Below are 17,459 nucleotides of genomic sequence, written 5' to 3'. Positions count from 1 at the left end.
TAGGTTCAGATGCTTTCAGGTACCCATAGGATTGTCTTCACCGGACGTGTTCAGCGTCCGCTTACGTTCGACGGATCACAAGAGTGGATGGTCTGCCAACTTCGATAGAAGCGAGAATCGTCTAAGGCTGGCGCATAAGTCTCCAAGAGTCAGAACGCGTAGCTTTGCACTACGCGTTAACTGTGTTTGAGCTCAGACGCCTTGAGGCTTATCGGCACCAGCCGTCAGAACGGCCAGCGAAGCCAGTCTTCATTGCGCACACCAAATTTAATATTTGACCATTCATCCGTCATTTCACAGATTTTCTGATAGTGCTCGTGATTCGCAGGGAGCTCAGCCGTCATTCGCCAAGAAACAAAGCCCTTATCACCAGCAGCACATATCAACTTATCAGTATAATTCTTTATACCAATTTGCATGCCAAGGTGCGTCTGTTTGTTACCACCACATAATTGATGCTCAAGAGAAGTGGCCTCAATGCTCTGCAGTCTGAAAAGGTGGGATGGGTAATCATCATCTTGAGTGTCATTGCGCATTGGCCGCTGAAAACTTAACGCCCAGAACAAGGAAGCAACCATGTAGATGCACATGCCAAAATTTATGACGCGCAACCCACCCTCATCTCGACCAGCGTATTCCGACTCCGGAAGTAAGCATTCTCTGAGCTCGACAAGCATGAACTGAAACGCATAAGTGTCAGCAATTATTTCGCGAGTGTGTGTAGCTAGCCTGTCGGCCTCACTTACCGCCTCAACGCTTCCCAAGGCCTCATGAACGAAGATTTCATCAGCGTCTGAAGAGGGTGAAGATTTTGAGTTCCCAGCTCGTCTGTCCCCATGTAAATTGTGAAGATGCCCTATTTCATGCAAGACAAGGAATACAAATAAGCCTTCGGCAAGCATTTCAAAAGCTTTTCTATAATCATCCTGATGAAGCCACCAATACCTTTCATCCGACCAATCGAATTCCGCATTCTTAAACCAAAAGCTAAGATTGTTTCTCCAAGGCTCGTAGAATTCATCCTCTGGAAATTTTTGGCGCCGCTCTGCTCCTACCATCATTGCGGAGGCACGAAATATCAGATCTAGCATCCCCTTACAAACTAAAACTGCCTGATGGCCATGAACAGCAGCGGCTTGGACTTGCACGCTATCTAAGAGATAGAAACTCGAATCACCCTCAATATACTTCTGGCACAACAATCGACCGACAAAATCCAACTCAGAATAGATTACATCTTCTTCAATCGAAGGATCGAGAAATGCCTCACCAGTTTTTGAGAAGATGTGCCTCTTAATATAATCTTCAACCGTATCTTTATAGCTTTGCATAACAATCCCTTGTGCAAGTGATATTTCGGGTTTGAGTGTTGGAAAAATTCAGACCTTACTTATAAGCCTGATCATGCAAGAACACCATGGCCGAAGCTGTCACGTTGAGCGCGTACTTTGCTACATGCTCGGGAACCACCTTCGCCTTCTCTCCTGCTCCGTGGGCGGAGCCAAGTTTGTTGCGAAGTGTGCCCACAATTAAGAGTGGCGACTCCCAGAAGCTGTCCATTTGAGTCTGCCCCATGATCGTTCTCAAGAGCTTCGAGGTGGTGTCTCCCTGGGTATACCCGAAGCCCTTCTGGCCGCAGATCACCTTCATCACGCTTTCGTAGCTGGAATTACACTTGGTGACACAGTCTCCAAATTTCTGGTGTCTGTAGTCCTCCAGTGCAGCTATGAATTCGGTATTAGCATGGCGGAAGGCGGGTTGCCGAAGCAACTGAAGAGCCGGCTCGATCGCCGTTTCATGGATCACTTGACTGTCTTTCGGAATTACCTTGGACTCTTCGAGCAACCGGATGGATTGGCCGCGAAAGTCGTCACTCTGCCAAGGCTCCCAAATCTGCTTGGTGATGAAATAAGGTAGGTCGTCGACACTCAAAAACTCGTTCAGCCTATCCACTACCTTCTCTTGCTGTCCGCCCAAGCAACGGTGTGCTTCTGAATGAACAACGTATTCCACAGCATCGAGAAAGTGGGCGTCACTACACGTACGGAGGAACTCCATGGCATCCTCCATAATAGAGGATGCCTTGGACTGAGTCAGCGGAACTCGACCAACCAAATAGGCCAGTTTTCCATGAAGAAACTCAAGGATTTCATACAGACTTCCGCCATTTGCATCGCGTAGCAACATGAGCGTGCGATGCCTGAATCCGGCTGTCAGTGGTTTTCTAACCACCGCCTGGTTTTCCTTCCTTCGAGAAAAGACGTTGAAAATGTTGCCTATCACATCGTCATCCTATTGCTAGGTAAACAGGAGAGCAGCGTATATGGATTTTATCGTGAGAGGTAACCCATTAAATAGGTAGAGGCTCAGCCGGCATTGACTCATATCGCATCACGGCGCGTGCCCACACGTCGCCTTTGATCGCCGCCTTCTTAATCGAGGAAGGCGATGTCACCAGCCACTTGCCGATTTTCGGCTTGACCAGAGGCTGCGCCATGCGGGCGTGACAGGCTGCCAGGAATGGCTCCATTTTTTCGATGATGTGTGGTTCGAGATGGGCTACTTCCGGCGAGGAATAACAAGCTTCAGGAGCATATCTGAGCCCTTTGGGCATGCGATAACCCGTATCCCAAAACAGCGCCGGCATCTCACTTGCCGGGAAGCTTGAGCCTATGGGCAGGTAATATGTGCCCAGATCAATGATTGCACCGTCAAGCTCTATCCAATAATGAGAGTGCCCGCCCGAATCAGATGCATATCCTTGCATGGTGGCCTGACGTTGATCCCGCGAGACGACAAAGGCCAGGAAATCCCCCCCCACGACTGCAGGGCTGCGCCCCATTGCTTGAAGGAGACCGTGCACACCAAAGGATGCGTACAGACACCGTTTGTAGTAATCGTCAGGAAACTGGCCCTTCAGACATCTATCAACCACGCAGAGGACGCGCTCAACTACGGCAGCATCAACCAAAACAAACTCCTTCTCGATAACGGCGACTCCGCATAGTGGCCATTACATGGCATAGGCTAGGTAAAGTCCACCCTTAAGGCTCCATAATGCTCGCGCCCTCTGTGGGGCTTCGCTATGAGTAGCGGCACCGGCATTGGGACTTTTCACAGTCCGGACGGACACGATATGGCAAGGACATAAAGATGGGGGGAAGTATGCAGGAGTCGGAAGAATTCATGTCGTCAACAGAGTTTGTTGACATGATGCTTGGCCAGGTTCATCCAGTGATCCTCAGCAGTGAGCACCATGACGAGCACTTTTCCCACTATGGAGTCGGAACTGCTTTCGTGCTGGAGTATGCGGGAGAACTCTTCGTATTAACCGCCCAGCACGTGCTCAACAATCAAGGTGCAGCGCATAACGAATTGCGGATTCTGCTCCGGAACGCGCCTCTGTCCATCCTGTTCGATCAGCACGCAGTTTTCCGGGACGAATCTGACCCCGATCTGGATTCCGACCTAGTCATTCTGCGGGTCGTGAAATCCCAGCACGCAGCCTTGTTCGCCGCAGGGCTCGCAAGCCTGGACGCGGCCTGTTGCGCGGAAACCGAAGACTTTGGCCGAGCTGACCTCTTCCACGTCTTCGGCTACCCAGACGAGGGCCGAGGGTACGACTACGACAACAGGGTGTTGGACGCGCAGTTGCACTGGCTTAGAGGGCAGCTCGCCGCACCAGGGACTCCTGGCCTTTCAAACATAAAAATCGTGGGTGATCGTCCGGAGGACTTTCGTGGCATGAGTGGGTCGGTGGTCATCGCCGATGTCGATGACGTCTGGAGGTTTGCCGGCATGGTCACGCTTGCAAGCGAGAAGAATGACCTTTTGAATTTCATCCCCGCAGGGAAGATTGCTTACTATTTGAGCAAGATGGTGTTGATGGAAATGGTGGCGCGTTGATGACGACTCGGGAGACACGCCAGCAGGCTTTTTCCCGTCTGGTTGGCCGACGTTATCACCACTCGCGGAAGCCAACCACTCCATTGCAGCCTTAACGCTTGAGGCACCTGCTACGGCTGATTGCTTTCAATGCGGTCCTCACCGCCAAGGGATCGCCCCCCCCTGAACCCCAGCAGGCGAGACAACCGTGAAAAACGCAGACTCGCTGTGAATCGTTGTGATGCCTTCGCCGTGATTGCTACTGACCCATGCCGCCGTCGGCTCCCACCTTACTTTGTTCAGGGAGCAGCGCCGTTTGGAATCGGGCGGTTCTTGTTGCGACAACTTGCAGGACGAGCGCTGAAATGGCTTTAGCTGTCACCGCCTACAACCTTAAGCGGGCGATCAGCGTCCTAGGCGCTCGGAAAATGATGCAGTTGATGGGCTGAAGAGCCTTCTACAAATCGAGTAGGAGTCCGCCGCCTTGACGCCGCGCTGTCGCGCAGAGAACACGCCGATAAATCGGCTAAAAATTTATATTACTTATGAGATAGATCGCAGTTCGTGATCGCGCGTGCATCCCGTGTTACTGGGGGCAAATCTGGGGGCATATCAAGATTTTTTCAAGCTGAAAATGCCGTCTTAGAGCCAAGTCAAAATGTTCTTTGGGGATCCGGATAGCCTGTGATGGATTTTCACTAGATTCAAAAAACCTTTAATAACATGCAGTTATTAATAGAGTCCGCCGTCGCCCGTCCAATTCCACTGGTATCCAGCGCTCGCGATATCCCTGCCCGAAGTACTAGCTGCCGTGTATGCATGCGCGCCTAACTGCTGGTACAGCGCCGGGAAACGGCTCAACGAATGGGCTGACTATTTAGACCAAATGCGGCACATCGTGCTCGACTGACCACAGATTGACGCCAGGCTCAGGCTGGACCATCGATCCCACTTTTTCTCAGGCCGGAACATGGTCATAAAAGTGACTTGACATCCTGAATCGATCGTTCCAGCATGATTCCTAATGAAAGCGCTGGTACAGCAAAAGGCATATTGCACATGGAAAAAACAGCATTTGTTAAAAAGTTAGTATTAACTTGCGCCCTTCTGCTCGGAGTGGGAACAGCTTCCGCCAACCAATCAGCCAAAGTCCTCAATCTAAATTTTCATGTATTCACCTCAGAGGACGATGGATTCTTTGATAACTCGGTGGTTGTTGAGGGAGATAACGAACTCCTACTAATTGACGCACAACTTACCCGAGCGAATGCGCTCGAGGTCCTCAATTTGATACGCTCACTCAAAAAGGATCTCAAGCAAATTTATATTACTCACGAGCATGCTGACCACTTCCTCGGTTTGGAGGTTTTTAAGGACGCTTTCCCACGCGTGGAGATCTTAGCCAACTCTAAGGTCGCGAGCCGTATAGATGAGGTGTACAAGGCCAAGCTTGAAAAATGGCATGGGCTACTGTCGTCAAAGGCAGCTACCCGTGAAGTCCCCATCACTAGGTTTGATGGGGATCAACTCAGTATTGAAGGTACAAAAATCGAGATCCGTAAGCATCTCCAGGGGGACACTGATGAGAACTCCTACCTCTGGTTTCCAGAAGAGCGTGTTGCGGTTGTCGGTGACATGGCCTATGACCAGATGCACGTTTATACCGTAGAAACGACGCCTGAGAGCCGAAAACGCTGGGTTCAAAATCTCGATGCGCTTGCACAGTTAAAGCCCAACATCGTCATCCCAGGGCATAACTTTCCGAACAAACAACTTGACGCCTACAGCGCAATCAATTTCACAAAACAATATCTTTTAGTGTTTGAAGAAGAACTTTCAAAATCAAAAAACCGCGCAGAACTTCAGAGCCGCATGAAAACAAAATACCCAGATGCAGAGCTATTTTTTAGCGTTGAAAGAGCATCCGCCAAGTTTTTTTATCAATAACATCCCTTGGCTGACGGATGAATCGCACACCTCTTCATCAAGCGTCAGCAAGCGATAAAGGTTAAGTCACCCTGCTTATACGCGGCTATTTTTATACATGATTTTTAGGCCACGCCAACATTGCCAGGTCAATGAGGCGGGCAAGTGTCTGGCTAGTAGCTCCGACTGAAGGCAGATTTACAATGGACTGTAATACTCCAAAGTAATACCACGCCAGCAGATCCAAATCGACATGCTGCTCGATCTCACCCTCCAGCTGCCCATGAGTCAAAATCTCCAAAAAAATCTGCCGCTGCTGGCAAGCCGCAGCGTTCGCGGTTTTCTTTCCAGCAGCAGTGAGGTCTTCCTGCTCAGCGTTACTGCGAGATATCAGGCAACCAGAGGGGCGCTTTACATCAGATTCCCTCGGAAGAAACTCACGTAGCAGCGTCTCTACGCTCGCTTTGGAGGTCTGTGCTCGGGTCGATCTCATTCGCGTCAATACGCGGTCGGTATACAGCTGAAGAGACTCATTGAAGAGCCCATCCTTATCATGGAACCGTTGGTAAAGGCTTGATCGAGACAAACCCGTTGCTTCGGTCAGATCGCTAACAGATGCATTGGCGTAACCATGACGCCAGAAAACACCCATCGCCGCTTTTAGGACTGCACTTTCGTCATATTGCGGTTTACCGCTCATGACTCCTCCGTTGACAACCTGGAACGATCAGACCAATATAGATGGACTGATCGTTCCATCATATAGGAAGATTTTGTTATGCTCAATCAATCGACTAATCGAGCGCAACCACTCAGCATCGCCGTTGCTGGCGCGACTGGCCGCGTAGGAAGGCGATTGATCAGTCAATTAGCACAAGACCCAATCAACCTACTTGCACTAACACGCCAGAGTTCACCCGGCGCCTTCCCAGAAGGGGTAGCCTCTGCAGAGTTGGATTTTGATCAGCCGTTAACCCTCAGAAGAGCGCTTGTAGGTGTTGAGAAGCTGTTCATTGCACATGGCACTTCCCCGCGACAAGTCGCTAACGAGATTGCCCTTATTGACGCTGCCGTAGAGGCGGGCGTGCAGCACATCGTAAAGCTTTCGGTTATGGGACCATCGACTCCGATAAACCCCTTTGCCTGGCATTCATTGATAGAAACACATCTGGGTCAACAATCCATAGCATCTACTGTGTTGAGGCCCACTACGTTCATGGACGTACTAAAGCGTGCTGGCAACACTATTGCTATGGGCACCTGGGCCGGCGCAGCGAACGATGGACGCGTAAATCTGATAGACACACGGGATGTTGCAGACTCTGCGCGCGCAGCATTACTTGAGGAGGTGGCGGAGAAATCCCAGCGTGCGTATCACCTCACAGGCCCTCGAAATTGGACAATGACGCAAATTGCCGAGGAATTATCCAGTCTATTAGGCCGCACAGTCACCTATGCTCATCGCTCCCCCGCCGAACATCGCTCTGCACTGCTAGCAGAGGGACTATCCCCATTTGTAGTTGATCTTCTTGTGGGCCTTGATCGCGTTTTCCATGACTCCGTCCTGACAGAACGAACCTTTACTGTTGAAGACCTCACCGGTGCCCCGCCGCGTTCGCTGTCCGCCTGGCTTCGCGAGAACCTTGATGTATTCAAAAAATAGCCATCTAAAGACATAAGCGCGTGAACGGGCGTCTGAACTTAGACATCCCAATCATGCTAACCCTATTCGTAAAGATGAGTTTGAATACGCTTTCCTGAGCTGTTTGACTCCCTACTCAGCCATTTCGTCGCCATGCAGTAAGCTTTCGGTTAAGCCGCCCTGACGGAGCAACTACTCGATTTTGCGGCACCCAAAAAGAAAAAAACCGGTCGAAGCGATCGCGATCTATTCCAAATGCACCGATCACAGTAATCAACCAGCCCTCCCCCTGCCCTCTGCGATCTTTTTCTCTCCCTGCCATCGCGACCCGCGATGGCAGGCTCGCGAATGGCTGATATACGAACGGCTTTTGCCTCTCCTAACATCGGTCGCACATGACCACCCGTATGCCGATGACCTTTCGGCACACGGGTTCCAAGAATAAAAACGCAAACCCGCGAGGTTGAACCATGAAAACCCTAGCCGCCAGCTCCACGGCGCAAGCTCCTGTCGTCAACGGAGTCGGCCAACTGACCGCCAACCAGCGTTACGTCACGCTGGGGGGCTCCTGGGCCGCCTGGCTGTTTGATGCGCTGGATGCCACTGTCTTTGGTTTTGTACTTTTGGCGGTCGCCCAGACCTTCGCCGTCGGCCTGGGTGACGTGGTCTCCACGGTTGCCTGGTTTTTGCTCGCCACCGGGATTGGTGGTTTCTTCCTCGGCAACATTTCCGACAAGATCGGCCGCAAGAAAACCATGATGCTGTCAGTGTTCGTCTATGGTACCGGCACCTTGCTCTGCGCGTTTGCCGACAGCCTGTGGCAGCTCAATGTGTTCCGCTTTTGTGTGGGCATCGCCGTGGGTGGATTGTGGTCCGCCGCGGCGGCGCTGGTTTCGGAGATCTGGCCTGTGGCCGGTCGCGCCAAGGCCTTTGCGTTGATGCAGACCGGCTGGTCGGGTGGTGGTCTGCTGGCAGCGATTTTCGCTTGGACGTTCCTCGATGGCGGCAATCCTGAATCCTGGAGAAACCTGTTCATCTATGCCTCGATCCCGGCCTATTTCACCCTGGTGTTCATCTGGTTGTTCGTCAAGGAATCACCGGTCTGGATGGCCAACCGTGAATTCATGCGTAATAACAGCGACAAGGGTCGGCTGATGGAAATCTTCCGTCCGCAATACCTTAAAGTGACCCTGCTGGGCCTGAGCATTTCGGTTCTGGGCATGTACGGCTACTGGATCATCACCACCTTCATGCCGGTTTATCTGCAAAGCATTCTGAACGTGCGTATCGATCAGGCCCCGGTGTTTGTCATCTGGATCGGCATCGGCGCCACTATTGGTTACTTGGCCTACGGCTATCTGGCTGAAAGCATCGGCCGTCGCCTGTCGTTCGCGGTGTTTTTTGGTGGCATGGCGATCATGGTGCCCGTGTTTGCCTATTCGGCGACCTTGATGCCATTGACGGACGGCAAGCTGCTGTTCACCACCCAGAACGTCATCACCCTCGGGTTGCTGGCGGCACTGCTGGGCTTTTTCACAGGCTATTTCAGCGGGTTCGGTGCCTGGTACTCGGAGTTGTTCCCGACCAGCATTCGTTCAACTGCGTCGGGATTCTGTTTCAACTTCGGCCGAGTCGGCGCCATCGCCGGCATCAAGCTGGTCCCGGTGCTGATCCCACTCATCGGCTTCACCGCCACCATTTCCCTTGCCTCCGTTTCCTACGTCATCGCCGCTGTCATGGTGTTCACGCTGCAGGAGACCAAAGGCGTTCAACTCACCAGCGGCAACTGAGCCGACCGCTCAAAGGAAAAATCCATGAAAAACTTTCGCATCGGTCAAATCGTCCCCAGTTCCAACACGACGATGGAAACCGAAATCCCGGCCATGCTGACTTCGCGCTACGAACTGTTTCCCGAAGAGCATTTTACCTTTCACTCTTCACGCATGCGCATGATGCACGTCAGCCCTGAAGAGCTGAAGAAGATGGACATCGACAGCGACCGTTGCGCACTGGAATTGAGCGATGCGCGAGTGGATGTCATGGCCTATGCCTGCTTGGTGGCGATCATGTGCCAAGGCGCTGGCTATCACAAAGTCTCGCAGGAGCGCCTGAGTAAAACCGTGGCATCCAATCAATCGACCGCTCCGGTACTGAGCTCCGCCGGAGCACTGATCGATAGCTTGAACATGCTCGACTACAAGAAAGTCTCGATCATCACACCGTACATGAAGCCGTTGACCCGGCAGGTCATCGACTACATCGAAGCGGCCGGAATCGAAGTGGTCGACTCCATCAGCCTAGAGGTTTCCGACAACCTCGAAGTCGGGCGCCTGGACCCGATGAATCTGCTGGCTCACGCCGACAGACTGAACATCGGCCAGGCTGATGGCGTGGTGCTGTCCTGCTGCGTGCAAATGCCGTCGCTACCCGCGATCCAGCTTGTCCAGGATCGCCTCGACAAACCGGTGCTGTCGGCATCGGTCGCTACCGTTTATCAAATGTTGAAAACCCTGGGCCTCAAGGCTCAAGTACCCAACGCCGGCCATCTGTTGTCCGGGGCGTTCTGAGCCAATGCCTAAGGAGGTACTATGCTGGCCATTCAGACCAAATCGGTACCTCTCATGAAACTCGATCCGGTCTCGTTGCGACTCTTTGTCAGCGTCATTGAAGAAGGCACCATTGCTGCCGCCGCCAAACGCGAGCACATCGCAGCGGCGGCGGTCAGCAAACGCCTCAGCGAGCTGGAAGAACTGCTCGACTCGAAACTGCTCAACCGCACCAACAAAGGCATCACCCCGACCGATGCGGGCCTGTCACTACTGTTCATGGCTCGCAGTGCATTGAACAACCTCAATGAAATCGTCGTGCAGATGCGTGACTACTCCCACGGCCGACGTGGATCGGTGCATGTCCTGGCCAATATTTCCGCCATCACCCAATTTCTCCCGAGCCTGATCAAGTCGTTCATGGAATTGTATCCACTGATCAACATCAGCCTTGAAGAAAGGCCAAGCCTGGCCATCACCAAGGCGGTGTCCGAAAATCGTACCGACATTGGCATCTTCACCCGTCTTCCGCACGGTGCCGATATCGAGGTTTTCCCGTTTCGTACCGATCGCCTGGTGTTACTGGTTCCCCTTGGGCATCCGCTGGCGACACGCCACTCTGTCAAATTCAGCGAAACCCTGGATCACGAATACATTGCATTGCGCAGTGGCACTCATCTCAACTTTCAGTTGATCAAGGCGGCCAACGACCTGGGGCGCTCGCTAAGGATCCGAATGGAAGTCTCCAGCTACGACGCGCTATGCCTGACGGTTCAGGCCGGCCTGGGCATTGGCATCATGCCCGAGGGGAGCGCGGCGATTTACAAAATGGACGGAGCGAAGGTGATCAGGCTGGATGAACCGTGGGCCTCCCGCGAACTCAGCGTGTGCGTAAGGTCGCGAGCGGCGTTGTCGGTCGCGGCGGGATTGTTCCTGGAGCACTTGCTCGAAATGGAGTAAGCGATATCAGGCTCGAAGGCAAAATCACCCGTTGATGAACAGCGTGCGCTCGATGACACCCCATCTCGTGCAAGGCTGAAGCTATTCGAGCATGGATAGCCTTGCACCACATGCTGCATGTCATGACGCCAAAGATGGGTACTAAGTAGCGATCGCCTGCTCGTCGTCGGCCCGGAGCTGGTCCAATACCGAGCGCTCCGGACGCGGTGCACCGAGATGCAAGTAACGTAGTTCATCCATAAAGGCACTCCAGAGTGAAGGGCCGCCCTTCTCCAGCACCTGCGCGCGCAAAGACGCTTCCTTGCTCGGCTGCGTATGCCGAACACCCCAGGCAGCCACATACGCGAGCAGAGGTACCAGCTGTATTGCTGCTTCCGTGAGGCTGTAAATTACTTTCTGCTGGTGATTCGGATCCGGGCATCGTGTCAGCAGGCCAGCCGCGGTCAAGTGCTTCAGCCTACTTGCGAGGATGTTCGTGGCGATACCTTCCTGGTTTTTCTCTAGCAGGACGCCATAACTGCGTCTGTTCTCGAACATGACATCGCGGATAACGATCAAGCTCCAGCGGTCGCCGATCTGCTCAAGCGTCAGGTTGATCGGGCAGCCCGATCGTCTTGTTTGTTGCACAGCTACTCTCCTTAAATTTCCACTTGCATTGTGCAAGGTGCTCGAATATTATTCAACCACTTGCACAATGCAAGCGCTATGACAGCTCAGGCGGATCGGCAAAAAATCGAACATCCGGGCTTTCATCACGGGTAACACCGGCAATTCGATGCTGCGTATGGCCGGAAAGGCGGTAACAGCGACATGGCACGATGAGTTGGCGTTTTGCTGAAGATCATTACAGCTGTACGTACCTATATATCCACCACACACAATGGTTAAGAACACGATGAAATTCTCCACCATCACTTCGCGTACCCTGCTCGCGGTATCGTTAGCATTCGCGGGCGCTTTCGCTGCTGTAGCTCCGGTCCAAGCTGCTGCGCCGATGCAGCACAAGCAGGTTCCAGGCTTCTATCGCACGATGATTGGCGACTATGAAGTCACTGCGCTCTATGACGGCGGCGGTAGTATCGACTCCAGTCTCCTACACGGTGATCCCGCGCTCATTCAGTCCCTCTTGGCGCGCTCCTTCCAAAACGATCCCAAGCATGTTTCGGCAACCGTCCAAGGCTTCCTCGTCAACACCGGCTCCAAACTCGTTCTCATCGATACCGGTTCAGGCGGTCACTGGGGCCCTCCTACACTGGGCAAGCTCGCGCAGAACTTGAAGGCCTCCGGCTACAAGCCGGAGCAGATTGACCTGGTTCTACTGACTCACCTTCACGCTGACCATGCTGGCGGTATCTACCAAAACGGGAAACGCGTCTTTCCGAACGCGACCGTGATGATGACGAAGGCCGACGCCGACTTCTGGCTGTCGAAGGAAATCATGGCCAAGGCCCCGGAAGAATCGAAAATCTTCTTCAAGGTCGCACAGGATGGCGCCGCGCCTTACATCGCTGCGGGCAAATGGAAGCCGTACGAAGGCATGGCCGAAATCGTTCCCGGCATTGCACCGTATGCCATTCCCGGCCACACGCCCGGTCACACCGGCTACATGATTTCCTCAAAGGGTCAGTCGCTGCTCATCTGGGGCGACGTAGCTCATGTTGGCGCCGTCCAGATGCCGCATCCGGAAATCAGCATCGTCTTCGACTCAGACAGCGCGTCGGCGGTCAAAACGCGTGAAGACCTGCTGGTGAAACTCGCTGCGGACAAGACGATGATTGCCGCAGCCCACATGCCGTTCCCTGGCCTGGGCCGTCTTCGCAAAGCCGACAACGGCGAAGGCTATGACTGGGTACCGGCGACTTTCCTCAACCTGGAGTGAACTGACCATGACTTACGATTCATCTTCCGTCCGTGAGCTTCGGGATGCGATGTTCGCCTTCGACTTTGCGCATCCCGTACGCACCATCGAGACGCTCCGCGTCGGCATGGAGGCCATTTCACAAGCGAACCCGCCGGCAGCCGACCTAACCGTCGAGACGATCCAACTCGGTGGCGTAGCTGCGGTGGCGATTACGGCTCCTGGCGCTTCCAAGGACCGAGTCATCTACCATTTCCATGGTGGTGGCTGGGTGGCTGGCTCTCCTTCCTCGCATTTAGGCATGCTTGGGGAGCTGTCTCGAGCGGCAAAGTCCCAGGTCATCGTTCTGGACCACTCCAAGGCACCTGAGCACCCATTTCCGGCGTCCTACGACGAGTCCATCCGCGGCTACGAAGCACTGCGTGCGCTTGGCAAGCCATTCGCCGTGACAGGTGACTCCAGTGGCGGAGGCATGGCTCTCAACGTTCTGGCCTATGCAGCCTCGAAAGGCCACAAGGACGCGCGAGCAGCGCTACTCATTAGCCCATGGGCAGACTTGACGCTGACGCTGCCCTCGTTAACGCAACTGGCTCACCGCGACCCAATGGTCAACGCGAGCGCGATGCGGGAGATGGTAGCGGCTTACGCTGGCAACCACGATTTGAAGGATCCGCGCATCTCGCCCCTGTTCGCCGACATGCACGGTTTTCCTCCGCTGCTCATACATGTCGGAAGCGACGAAGTACTTCTCGACGACGCGCTTGAAATTGACCGAAAGGTGCGCGCGGCCGGCGGCGAATCGCACCTTGAGGTGTGGCCGGAGATGTTGCACGTCTGGCACATTCAGACAGCCTCTTTGCCCCAGGCCCACGACGCGCTCCAGAGAGCCGGCGAGTTTCTCATCGGGCACCTCGCTGACTAGCACGCGCGCGCACACACATTGCAAAACTGCAAACACTCAATAGGAGATTGTAATGACTACTGACACCAACCCACCGGGAACAGCATGGATGCAAATCGTCAAGAAGAAAGGAACGAGCGACTTCGCGAAGTCGTTCACTGCTGACGCCAGCCTTCAGACCTCAGCCCTCAGCAAGACAGTGGTCGGCCCGACATCCATCGGGGCATTCTTTGCCGCGACGAGTACGATGTACGAAGACTTCGTGTTCACCGCGGAGACGGTTGACGGTGCGAAGACTTACCTTGAGTGGGATGCCATCCACGGTGGTAAGCCGGTCGCCGGCACCACCATCATCACTCGGAATGAGTCTGGCCTCGTCCACAATATCAAGCTCTTTCAAAGCCCGTTCCCCGTCGTTCGTGAGTTCTCGGCTGGCCTGAAAGAGCGACTCGAAGAAACACTCGGTCAAGATTTCTTTAGCTAAGTCGGGGCCAATTCGTCGCCGCGTATTAGCTGAACAACACAACTGAGGAAACACTCATGCCCGTTTTTCACGCCCACATTCCAGCTCAAAAATTCTCTAGTGAAGAGAAACGCGCGCTGGCGGATGCCTTGAATCTCGCTCTTCATGAAGCCATGGATACGCCCAAGGATGACCGCTTCGTCATCATCAGTGAGCACAAGGACGATGAGCTTTTCATCCATCCGACTTTTCCTGACATGAAGAGATCTGACAAGCGCATGGTCGTAACGGTGACGATAGGCATGAGCAGGACAGTGGAGCAGAAACGCAAGCTCGCGGAGTTGGTCACCCGTTACGCGGTAGAAAAAGTGGGCGTCAGCCAGGACGACATCAGCCTGATCATGTATGCCGTTCCCCTGGAGAACATGAGCTTCGGCGGTGGCAAGCTGGTCTCTGACATTGACCTTTCCATGCCTTGGGTAAACAAGTAAAAAATACGAAAGCCGCCCGTTCTTTAGAAACGGCGCAGCAGAATTGACTCGAGCAGGTGGCAGTCCTTGCGCGCGCCCCCAAAGAGGTAAGCTATGACCGATTGGCATTTCTACGAACCGGCACAGGGACACTCCCTGCGGCACGATCCGCTCAACGCCATCGTCGCTCCGCGCCCGATCGGCTGGATCAGTACTGTCTCCAACGACGGCGTACGTAACCTCGCTCCCTACAGCTTTTTTAACCTATTCAGCTACAAGCCGCCGATTATCGGCTTTTGCTCGCTTGGTGCGAAGGACTCGCTCGCCAATGCGCGTGCGACCGGCGAGTTCGTATGGAATCTGGCGACGCGAGAACTCGCAGAGGCGATGAACGCCTCAGCGGCGATGGCGCCAGCGGACGTCGATGAATTCGAGTTGGCCAAGTTGGAGACGCTGCCCTCCGCAAAAGTACGGCCATCGCGCGTTGCGGCTAGCCCGGTGCAGTTCGAGTGCGTGGTCACCCAGATCGTGCAGCTTGAGGCGCAAGGCGGTGCGGCGCTCCCGGCATGGCTGGTGTTGGGCGAAGTAGTAGCGATCCACATTGACCAGCAACTGATCAAGGACGGCGTGTATCAGACTGCGCAGGCGCGCCCGATCCTGCGCGGAGGTGGGCCGGCCGACTATTTCGAAATCGGCGCGGAGCAACTCTTCACGCTCGAGCGCCCAGGCAATTGACCAGGCATCGAGTGACCGAGGCAAAAGGGTGGAAGGCGTGAACTGCCGCTGTGCATAGGGTTTACGGCGCCGCCTGACCTCTTCATACAAGGAGAACTTCCATGTTTCGACGTACCGATATCGCGTTCGAAGCCGAGGGCGGCGTCACGCTGCGCGGCTGGCTCTATGTTCCCACCGGCGGCACCGCGCCCTATCCTGCCATCACGATGGCGCATGGTTATGCCGGCGTGAAGGAGCACGGCCTGGAGCCATTCGCTGAGCAGTTTGCCTCCAACGGCTTTGTCGTCCTCCTGCACGATCACCGTAACTTCGGCGCCAGCGAAGGCACGCCGCGCCAGGATATCGACCCATGGTGTCAGATCGCCGATTGGCGGCGCGCGATCAGCTTCCTCGAAGACCAGGACGCCGTCGATGCGAAGCGCATCGGCTTATGGGGCACGAGCTATTCCGGCGGTCACGCACTCGTGCTTGGCGCAACCGAACGTCGCTTGCGTGCGGTCGTCGCGCAGGTGCCGACGATCAGCGGCTTCGAGCAAGGACTGCGCCGCATTCCGCCCGATGCTGTCGCCGCCATCGAGGATGCCTTCGCGGCAGACGAGCGCGCGCAAGCACGCGGCGAGCCGCCGCGTAGACAGGCAATTGTCAGCGCCGATCCGACCGTCCCTGCTGCTTACCGCACCCAGGAAGCCATCGAGTTTTATCTGCAGCCCGTACCCGACGGCGCCTGGGAGAACAGCGTCACGGTGCGTTCGACGCGCGCTGCGCGCATGTACGAACCGGGCATGTGGATTGCGCGCGTGTCCCCCCACGCCACTGCTGCTGATCGTCGCGCTGCAGGACACGATCACGCTGACCGATCTTGAGCTGGCCGCCTACGAGCGTGCCCTTGAGCCAAAGCGCCTCGTGACGATTCCCGGCGGCCACTTCGATCCGTACATCACCAGATTCGATCAATCAAGTAGCGCCGCGCTGGACTGGTTCAAGGAACACCTCTCCTAACCTCAACTTGCGACCACGCAGGAGCCCGACATGTCTCATCTCACCCATACCATCGAGAACGGCATAGCAACGATCGTTCTTGATCGCTCGCCGCAAAACCGCATCGACGACCAGATGGTTGACGAACTGGCTACGGCAGTCAGCGCGATCGAACGCAGCGACGCACGCGTCGTGCTGGTGCGCGCCGAGGGCGAGAACTTCAGCTTTGGCGGCGACATCACGTCCTGGCCCGATGACACCCCCCCGCCAGTTGCGTGCACGCTTCGAGGGTTACATGGACGTCTTCAATCGCTTCGAACGTCTGCCCTTGCCTGTCATCGCCGTGGTACAGGGCTTGTGCGCAGGCGGTGGTTTCGAACTGGCGTTGCGTGCCGATGTAATCTTTGCCGCCGAAAGCGCAACATTCTGCCATCCGGAACAGTCGCTTGCCTTAGTGACCCTGTTGGGCGGCATCTACCGCGTCGCCGAACGCGCGGGACGCGTACGAGCCATGGAATGGGCGCTGACTTCCGAGCGTGTCCCCGCCGCGACGATGGAGCGCTTCGGCGTCATCAACCGCGTCGTCGCCGATGCCGAACTGCTTGCAGCGGCGCATGCGTTCGCCGCGAAGTTCGTGCACGGCCCCACACGCGCCCACGCCGCTCACAAGGCCTTGCTGCGCGCCTGGGCCAACGGCGGCATCCAGGCGGCCGACGATGTGATGTTCAACATTGCCATGCCCTTGTTCGAGACAGAAGACGTGAAGAACGGGCTTGCTTCGGCCATCAAGGCCCTGAAGGCCGGTACGCCGCGCCTGGAGCTCGAATTCAAGGGTCATTGATTTCCGCTACGCAAACCGACTCAAGGAGCGGAACGTGCGCGAATGGCTGGCAGGCAGTTCGTCAGAACGCGTTTAGCGCACGTTCGACGCGGATAGCAAGCGGCGTGGTTGGCCTCCCGATAAGTTCAGCCAAGGCGCGCTCGCTCCAGTAGAGAGCCCCCTGGGAGGCGCTGACGTCATAGGAAGCCAATGCTGCGGCAAGACCCTTCGGCAAGCCAGCACCTTCGAGCGCTGCGGCGTAGTCGGCTTCCGGG

General features: G+C 55.1%; 18 protein-coding genes and 1 pseudogene. 14 read left to right on the top strand and 5 right to left on the bottom strand.

All coding sequences use genetic code 11. The features are described 5' to 3' along the window. Positions 1–224: 224 nt before the first annotated feature. From TK06_RS04480 to TK06_RS04470, 3 genes are all read right to left on the bottom strand, one after another. Positions 225–1,331 carry a hypothetical protein gene (locus TK06_RS04480; RefSeq protein WP_063321012.1) on the bottom strand — a complete coding sequence of 369 codons (1,107 nt, stop codon included), beginning with the start codon at positions 1,329–1,331 and terminating at the stop codon, positions 225–227. Between the two features lie 55 nt (positions 1,332–1,386). Further along, a complete protein-coding gene (locus tag TK06_RS04475; RefSeq protein ID WP_238992585.1) occupies positions 1,387–2,283 on the bottom strand; it encodes an abortive infection family protein in 897 nt (298 codons plus the stop codon). A 67-nt stretch (positions 2,284–2,350) separates the two neighbouring features. Further along, a complete protein-coding gene (locus tag TK06_RS04470) occupies positions 2,351–2,971 on the bottom strand; it encodes a hypothetical protein (RefSeq protein ID WP_063321011.1) in 621 nt (206 codons plus the stop codon). Between the two features lie 194 nt (positions 2,972–3,165). Here TK06_RS04470 and TK06_RS32660 point away from each other — a divergent pair, with 194 nt between their 5' ends. Both TK06_RS32660 and TK06_RS04460 read left to right on the top strand, forming a co-directional pair. Further along, positions 3,166–3,906 carry a hypothetical protein gene (locus TK06_RS32660; protein WP_203417454.1) on the top strand — a complete coding sequence of 247 codons (741 nt, stop codon included), beginning with the start codon at positions 3,166–3,168 and terminating at the stop codon, positions 3,904–3,906. A gap of 993 nt (positions 3,907–4,899) precedes the next feature. Next, entirely contained in the window at positions 4,900–5,832 is a 933-nt protein-coding gene (locus tag TK06_RS04460) for an MBL fold metallo-hydrolase (protein WP_086936567.1), read from the top strand. 91 nt (positions 5,833–5,923) lie between these two features. Here TK06_RS04460 and TK06_RS04455 read toward each other — a convergent pair whose 3' ends face one another. After that, the gene (locus tag TK06_RS04455; protein WP_063321008.1) at positions 5,924–6,511 is read right to left on the bottom strand and encodes a TetR/AcrR family transcriptional regulator; all 588 of its coding nucleotides are present in this window, start codon (positions 6,509–6,511) and stop codon (positions 5,924–5,926) included. A gap of 78 nt (positions 6,512–6,589) precedes the next feature. On the opposite strand from TK06_RS04455, the gene TK06_RS30560 reads away from it, so the two are divergent. The 4 genes from TK06_RS30560 (at position 6,590) to TK06_RS04440 (ending at position 10,959) form a co-directional block, all read left to right on the top strand. Then, complete coding sequence (locus TK06_RS30560) at positions 6,590–7,474, top strand: SDR family oxidoreductase (protein ID WP_086936566.1); 885 nt, start codon at positions 6,590–6,592, stop codon at positions 7,472–7,474. 449 nt (positions 7,475–7,923) lie between these two features. Beyond that, positions 7,924–9,243, top strand: a complete 1,320-nt coding sequence (locus TK06_RS04450; RefSeq protein ID WP_109790730.1) for an MFS transporter — start codon at positions 7,924–7,926, stop codon at positions 9,241–9,243. 24 nt (positions 9,244–9,267) lie between these two features. Next, positions 9,268–10,020, top strand: coding sequence for a maleate cis-trans isomerase family protein (locus tag TK06_RS04445; protein WP_063321007.1), 753 nt, complete (start codon positions 9,268–9,270; stop codon positions 10,018–10,020). A gap of 21 nt (positions 10,021–10,041) precedes the next feature. Continuing rightward, entirely contained in the window at positions 10,042–10,959 is a 918-nt protein-coding gene (locus tag TK06_RS04440) for a LysR family transcriptional regulator (protein WP_203417399.1), read from the top strand. A 141-nt stretch (positions 10,960–11,100) separates the two neighbouring features. Here TK06_RS04440 and TK06_RS04435 read toward each other — a convergent pair whose 3' ends face one another. Further along, entirely contained in the window at positions 11,101–11,586 is a 486-nt protein-coding gene (locus tag TK06_RS04435; RefSeq protein ID WP_063321006.1) for a winged helix-turn-helix transcriptional regulator, read from the bottom strand. 268 nt (positions 11,587–11,854) lie between these two features. Here TK06_RS04435 and TK06_RS04430 point away from each other — a divergent pair, with 268 nt between their 5' ends. The 8 genes and pseudogenes from TK06_RS04430 (at position 11,855) to TK06_RS04400 (ending at position 17,205) form a co-directional block, all read left to right on the top strand. Further along, positions 11,855–12,838 (top strand): MBL fold metallo-hydrolase, encoded by a 984-nt coding sequence (locus tag TK06_RS04430; RefSeq protein WP_063321005.1) that lies wholly within the window; start codon positions 11,855–11,857, stop codon positions 12,836–12,838. A gap of 7 nt (positions 12,839–12,845) precedes the next feature. Further along, positions 12,846–13,739: an alpha/beta hydrolase gene (locus TK06_RS04425; RefSeq protein ID WP_063321004.1), complete on the top strand. Its 894-nt coding sequence runs from the start codon at positions 12,846–12,848 to the stop codon at positions 13,737–13,739. 52 nt (positions 13,740–13,791) lie between these two features. Continuing rightward, positions 13,792–14,202, top strand: a complete 411-nt coding sequence (locus tag TK06_RS04420) for a hypothetical protein (protein WP_063321003.1) — start codon at positions 13,792–13,794, stop codon at positions 14,200–14,202. A gap of 56 nt (positions 14,203–14,258) precedes the next feature. Next, positions 14,259–14,672 (top strand): tautomerase family protein, encoded by a 414-nt coding sequence (locus TK06_RS04415; protein WP_063321002.1) that lies wholly within the window; start codon positions 14,259–14,261, stop codon positions 14,670–14,672. Positions 14,673–14,765: 93 nt separating this feature from the next. Next, on the top strand, positions 14,766–15,386 hold the full coding sequence (locus TK06_RS04410) for a flavin reductase family protein (protein ID WP_063321001.1): 621 nt from the start codon (positions 14,766–14,768) through the stop codon (positions 15,384–15,386). Between the two features lie 101 nt (positions 15,387–15,487). Beyond that, positions 15,488–16,249: an alpha/beta hydrolase gene (locus TK06_RS04405; RefSeq protein ID WP_238992584.1), complete on the top strand. Its 762-nt coding sequence runs from the start codon at positions 15,488–15,490 to the stop codon at positions 16,247–16,249. A 166-nt stretch (positions 16,250–16,415) separates the two neighbouring features. Next, positions 16,416–16,559: pseudogene (locus tag TK06_RS33345) on the top strand (hypothetical protein); the annotation flags it as partial. Positions 16,560–16,617: 58 nt separating this feature from the next. Continuing rightward, a complete protein-coding gene (locus TK06_RS04400) occupies positions 16,618–17,205 on the top strand; it encodes an enoyl-CoA hydratase/isomerase family protein (protein ID WP_203417398.1) in 588 nt (195 codons plus the stop codon). Positions 17,206–17,459: the final 254 nt, after the last annotated feature.

It is taken from the genome of Pseudomonas fluorescens, from assembly GCF_001623525.1.
Lineage (GTDB): Bacteria > Pseudomonadota > Gammaproteobacteria > Pseudomonadales > Pseudomonadaceae > Aquipseudomonas > Aquipseudomonas fluorescens_Q.
Note: the sequence above shows the minus strand (reverse complement) of the source record. Positions and strands in the feature narration are given on the sequence as shown.

Bases quoted from the DNA above. Each gene is read 5' to 3' on its own strand.
- TK06_RS32660 (WP_203417454.1), top strand. From the start codon at position 3,166: ATGCAGGAGTCGGAAGAATTCATGTCGTCAACAGAGTTTGTTGACATG.
- TK06_RS30560 (WP_086936566.1), top strand. From the start codon at position 6,590: ATGCTCAATCAATCGACTAATCGAGCGCAACCACTCAGCATCGCCGTT.
- TK06_RS04415 (WP_063321002.1), top strand. From the start codon at position 14,259: ATGCCCGTTTTTCACGCCCACATTCCAGCTCAAAAATTCTCTAGTGAA.
- TK06_RS04460 (WP_086936567.1), top strand. From the start codon at position 4,900: ATGATTCCTAATGAAAGCGCTGGTACAGCAAAAGGCATATTGCACATG.
- TK06_RS04455 (WP_063321008.1), bottom strand. From the start codon at position 6,511: ATGAGCGGTAAACCGCAATATGACGAAAGTGCAGTCCTAAAAGCGGCG.
- TK06_RS04425 (WP_063321004.1), top strand. From the start codon at position 12,846: ATGACTTACGATTCATCTTCCGTCCGTGAGCTTCGGGATGCGATGTTC.
- TK06_RS04440 (WP_203417399.1), top strand. From the start codon at position 10,042: ATGCTGGCCATTCAGACCAAATCGGTACCTCTCATGAAACTCGATCCG.
- TK06_RS04445 (WP_063321007.1), top strand. From the start codon at position 9,268: ATGAAAAACTTTCGCATCGGTCAAATCGTCCCCAGTTCCAACACGACG.
- TK06_RS04400 (WP_203417398.1), top strand. From the start codon at position 16,618: ATGACACCCCCCCGCCAGTTGCGTGCACGCTTCGAGGGTTACATGGAC.
- TK06_RS04410 (WP_063321001.1), top strand. From the start codon at position 14,766: ATGACCGATTGGCATTTCTACGAACCGGCACAGGGACACTCCCTGCGG.
- TK06_RS04405 (WP_238992584.1), top strand. From the start codon at position 15,488: ATGTTTCGACGTACCGATATCGCGTTCGAAGCCGAGGGCGGCGTCACG.
- TK06_RS04450 (WP_109790730.1), top strand. From the start codon at position 7,924: ATGAAAACCCTAGCCGCCAGCTCCACGGCGCAAGCTCCTGTCGTCAAC.
- TK06_RS04420 (WP_063321003.1), top strand. From the start codon at position 13,792: ATGACTACTGACACCAACCCACCGGGAACAGCATGGATGCAAATCGTC.
- TK06_RS04480 (WP_063321012.1), bottom strand. From the start codon at position 1,331: ATGCAAAGCTATAAAGATACGGTTGAAGATTATATTAAGAGGCACATC.
- TK06_RS04430 (WP_063321005.1), top strand. From the start codon at position 11,855: ATGAAATTCTCCACCATCACTTCGCGTACCCTGCTCGCGGTATCGTTA.